General features: G+C 76.0%; 4 protein-coding genes. 1 reads left to right on the top strand and 3 read right to left on the bottom strand.

The genetic code is table 11. From position 1 onward, the window contains the following. Positions 1–124: 124 nt before the first annotated feature. Complete coding sequence (locus AB0J52_RS31380) at positions 125–595, bottom strand: DUF8820 family protein (RefSeq protein ID WP_500186378.1); 471 nt, start codon at positions 593–595, stop codon at positions 125–127. 18 nt (positions 596–613) lie between these two features. Next, complete coding sequence (locus AB0J52_RS31375; protein WP_500186377.1) at positions 614–1,852, bottom strand: DUF6745 domain-containing protein; 1,239 nt, start codon at positions 1,850–1,852, stop codon at positions 614–616. Between the two features lie 158 nt (positions 1,853–2,010). Between AB0J52_RS31375 and AB0J52_RS31370 the strand changes: the two genes are divergently transcribed. Continuing rightward, positions 2,011–2,970 carry a hypothetical protein gene (locus AB0J52_RS31370; RefSeq protein ID WP_500186375.1) on the top strand — a complete coding sequence of 320 codons (960 nt, stop codon included), beginning with the start codon at positions 2,011–2,013 and terminating at the stop codon, positions 2,968–2,970. A gap of 14 nt (positions 2,971–2,984) precedes the next feature. On the opposite strand, the gene AB0J52_RS31365 is transcribed toward AB0J52_RS31370, so the two are convergent. Then, positions 2,985–3,867, bottom strand: an 883-nt coding sequence (locus AB0J52_RS31365) for a 4-alpha-glucanotransferase (RefSeq protein ID WP_500186373.1), incomplete at its 5' end; no start/stop codon positions are given.

The raw sequence follows: 3,867 nt of genomic DNA, 5'->3' as shown, positions 1-3,867 counted from the left end.
CGACGCAATCCGCGTGTGGTTTTTTTGTGACTGGCGTCCAGAGGGGTCCACTACCCACCTCCCCCCACCCCCCCCCCCCCACCCCAACGCCCGCCCGGCACCCGCCGGGCGGCCTTTCCGCGTGTCAGTCGTGGACGTAGGTGGCTTGGAGGTAGGTGCCTTGGAGGTAGCCGCCGCTGGTCATGCCTCGGCCTTCGCGTTGGCGGCGGATGACGTAGGTGCCGGGGGCGATGCCGGAGGCGCCGTGCTCCGGGTGCATCAGGTGGACGGGGTGGTCCGCCCAGAGCACGCCGAGCGCGAGGCCCGTGCGGTCGCTGACGTCGCCCGTCCAGCGGCAGGTGTGGGGCTCGGCGACGAGGGTGTGGGGGTTGCCGCCGGCGGCGCCGCGCAGCGCCTCCACGCCGTCCGGCGGGACGCGGCGCCAGCGGGCCCGCTCCGGGACGGTCACGGCGGCGGCCACGTCGGCGAGCGGGACGACGAGCAGGTCGCCCTGGGCCTGCGGGCCGGCGAGCACGGGGATCGTGACGTCCATGTCGAGGTGGTCGAGGACGTCGAAGCCGGTCTGGCGGGTGAGGTCGGACAGGGTCAGGCTCATGGGCATCACCGTGGCGGGCTAGGTCCGGCGCTGGAGCCGGGCGTACTGGGCGGGGTCGAGGCCGTAGGTCCAGGCGGCGGCCGCGATCGGGTCGGGGAGGTCGGCCGGGACGGTCAGGCCGTACCGGCGGCGGGTGCCGTCGCGTTCGAGGGAGCCGTTGACGGCGAGGAGCAGCCGCGCGGGCGCGCCCCACGTGTGGCTCGGGAGGTCGAACAGGCGCAGTTCCGAACCGGGGTTGCCGGGGTCGGGGGCGGAGCCGAGGAGCCGGAGGCCGGCGGCCTCGATGTAGGCGTCCCAGCCGATGCGCTCGATGGCGCAGCGGCGGACTTCGACGTTGGGTTCGGCGGCGATCCGTTCGGGGGTCGGGTCGGTGACGACCCATTCGGGGACGCGGGTGCCGTTCACCGCGTGGAAGCCCCAGCCGTCGGCGTAGCGGACGGCCTGGCCGTCCAGGCTGTGCGGACGCCGTCCGCCGTCGGGCGCGGTTTCGGTGCGGACGTCCACGGGACGTTCGGACACCACGCACTCCTCGTCCCCGGGCCACCACCAGCCGCAGGAGCGCGCGAGGGCCGTCCACACGTCGAGCTGCTCCGAGTCCTCCGGACGGAGGCGCAGCAGGCCGCTACGGTGCCAGATGTCGTGGGCGCCGACCTCGTGGACGCTGTGCTGGCCGTGCGAGGAGTAGCCCAGCGGGCCCCCGGCCTCCGCCTTCAGGAGGTCGCGGAGCGGGATGAGCAGCGAGTCCCGCACGGTCCTGGTCAGCGCGGGCAGTACCGCGCTCTCCACGACCCGCAGGGCGTCCGTGCCCTGCCGGACGGCCTGTTCCGGCGCGTCCGTCCGCCAGGGATCGAGGAGGTGGGGACCGAGGTCGCGGCGCCGGGACTTCAGCGCCTCGCCGATGCGGAAGCCCAGCCGCGCGCCCAGGGCCGAGATGAGGCTGGCCGCAGGCCAGTCGTCGCGGCGGTGCGGCAGCGCGTCGTAGCGGGGCGGAGGCATCCGGCACGCCGTGGAGCCGGCGTCCAGGGCGGCGGACGGGGACGGCACCCAGACGAAGCGGGGTGCGGGTCTGCGGATGCGGGCGTACAGCTCGAAGATGGCCGCTTCGGCGGCCGGACGGTCCGCGGGGAGGGCGCAGAGGCCCTGGTCGATCCATTCGTCGCGGATCCGGATGGCCCGGCGCACCTTGCCGGTGTCGTCCTGCCGGGCGTCGGCCGCGGTTCTCTGGTCGCCGCGCGGGCGCGGCGCGGGGTGCGTCACCGCACCGGGGCGTTCGGCCCCTCTCGGTTGATCATGGGCTGATGGTGACACGGCGGACGCGGCCCGGCAAGGGCGGCGGGGACGGAGGTTTCCCCCCGGCGGCGGCTTGGGCGGGTTGAAGGCCATGGCAAAGTGACGGGGTGGAGACCGCGCGGGACGTGCTCAGGGTGTTGGCGAAGCGGTATGCGTTCGGGGATCTGGAGGCTCTGACGACGGGCGGGAGCGGGCCGGTCGCGCCGCTCTGCGCGTTCGGGCAGCGGGTCCTCGACCTGGACGCCGAGGATTTCGGGATGCCCGAGGAGGCCGGGGAGGTCCCGAAGGACCTGCTCGACCGCGCCCGCGCGAGCCGGATGCCGCAGTACGCCAAGGAGCGTCCGCGCGGCGCGCTGGCGAGCCTGCGCCCCGCGTACCGGCTGCTGCTGGAGGTCATCGACATCCGGTGGCGGCGGCGGGAGATGGCGCCGCTGGTCGCGGCCGTCCACATCGCGGCCGAGTACGCGCCGATGCTGGCGTGGGAGCCGGTGCTCGGGCACGCGGGCGACCCGGCGCTGATCGGGCGGTCGGTGACCGGGCCGGGCAGCCGGTTCGGGGTGCCGGTCGAGCCGGGCGCGGAGCGCGACTGCGACCACACCCGGCCCGAGCGGTCGGCGTGCGAGCGGACGCTGCGGGTCGCGAACGAGCCGGGGCCGGGCTGGCGCGCCTACCTGGACCGGCAGCACAGCCAGGTCGCGCGGGCGCTCGGCGACTGCGCGGCGCGCTGCCGGACGCCGTGCAGCGTGATGACCCGGATCGACGCCGGGGTCCGGGCCGACCTCACCGCCCGGTGCCGTCTCGCGGCGGACTTCGCCGACAGCGCCCTCGTGCGGCTGCGGCACGCCGCGCCGGTCGGGCACGGGTTCGGGGTGCCGTCGCCGGAGGAGGTGCAGACGGCGTGGGCGCGGGCCCGCGCGTCGCTGCGGCACCATCCGCTGGGCGAGAAGGCGTTCCGGGACGAGGCCGGCGACGGCTACCCGCTGCCGGGCCTGCCCGGGCTGTTCTCGGTGATCGGAGCGACCGACCTCGCCCCGGACGACCTGCTGGAAGAGGTCTCGCGCCGCCTGCTGACCGCCCTCGCCTGAGGCCGGGCCGCCGCTCAGGGGCGCAGCATGCCCAGGTCGTCCAGCAGGACGGGACGGCCCGACGCGTCCGCGAGCGGGACCCGCCAGTTCGGGTACTCGTCGACCGTGCCGGGCTGGTTCTGGGTGCGGCGCTCGCCGACCAGGTCGGTGAGCGCGATGCCCGCCAGGCGGGCCGGGGTGCGGCGCAGGAACCCGTGCAGGGCGTGGACGACCTCGGCGTCGTACGCGGACGAGCCGGAGTCGAGCGCCGTGAGGACGGTCTCCGGCGAGGAGGCGAGCAGCCCCTCGGCGGCGAGCACGCCGAGCCATTCGGCCAGGGTGCGGCGGTGTTCGGCGCGCTCCTCGGCGAGCGGGCGGGTCAGCAGGCCGAGGCGGTCGCGGAGCGTCAAATGGTCCCCGTGCAGCATGCCTGCGATCGGCGGCATGTCGTGCGTGCCGACCGTCGCGAGGGACAGCTCCCGCCACTCCCCCGGCGGCCGGGGGCGGCCCGCGTCGTCGCGCTCGAACCAGAGCAGGGACGTCCCGTAGACGCCGCGCGCGGCCAGGTCCTCGCGGAGGCCGGGCTCGACCGTGCCGAGGTCCTCGCCGATGATCACGCCGCCGGTGCGGGCGGCCTCCCAGGTGAGCGCGGACAGCATCGCGTCGCGGTCGTAGGAGACGTACGCGCCGTCCGCCGGGGACGCGCCCGCCGGCACCCACCAGAGCCGCGAGACCTGCAGCGCGTGGTCGAGCCGGAGGCCGCCGCCGTGCCGCAGCGCGGACCCGACCATGCCGCGGAACGGCAGGTAGGCGGCCTCGGCGAGGCGGCCCGGATGCCACGGCGGCTGCGCCCAGTCCTGGCCGCGCTGGTTGAACTCGTCCGGCGGCGCGCCGACGCTCATGCCGGGCGCGAACAGC

Origin of the sequence: Spirillospora sp. NPDC049652 (assembly GCF_040675125.1) — a bacterium.
GTDB lineage: Bacteria > Actinomycetota > Actinomycetes > Streptosporangiales > Streptosporangiaceae > Spirillospora.
Note: the sequence above shows the minus strand (reverse complement) of the source record. Positions and strands in the feature narration are given on the sequence as shown.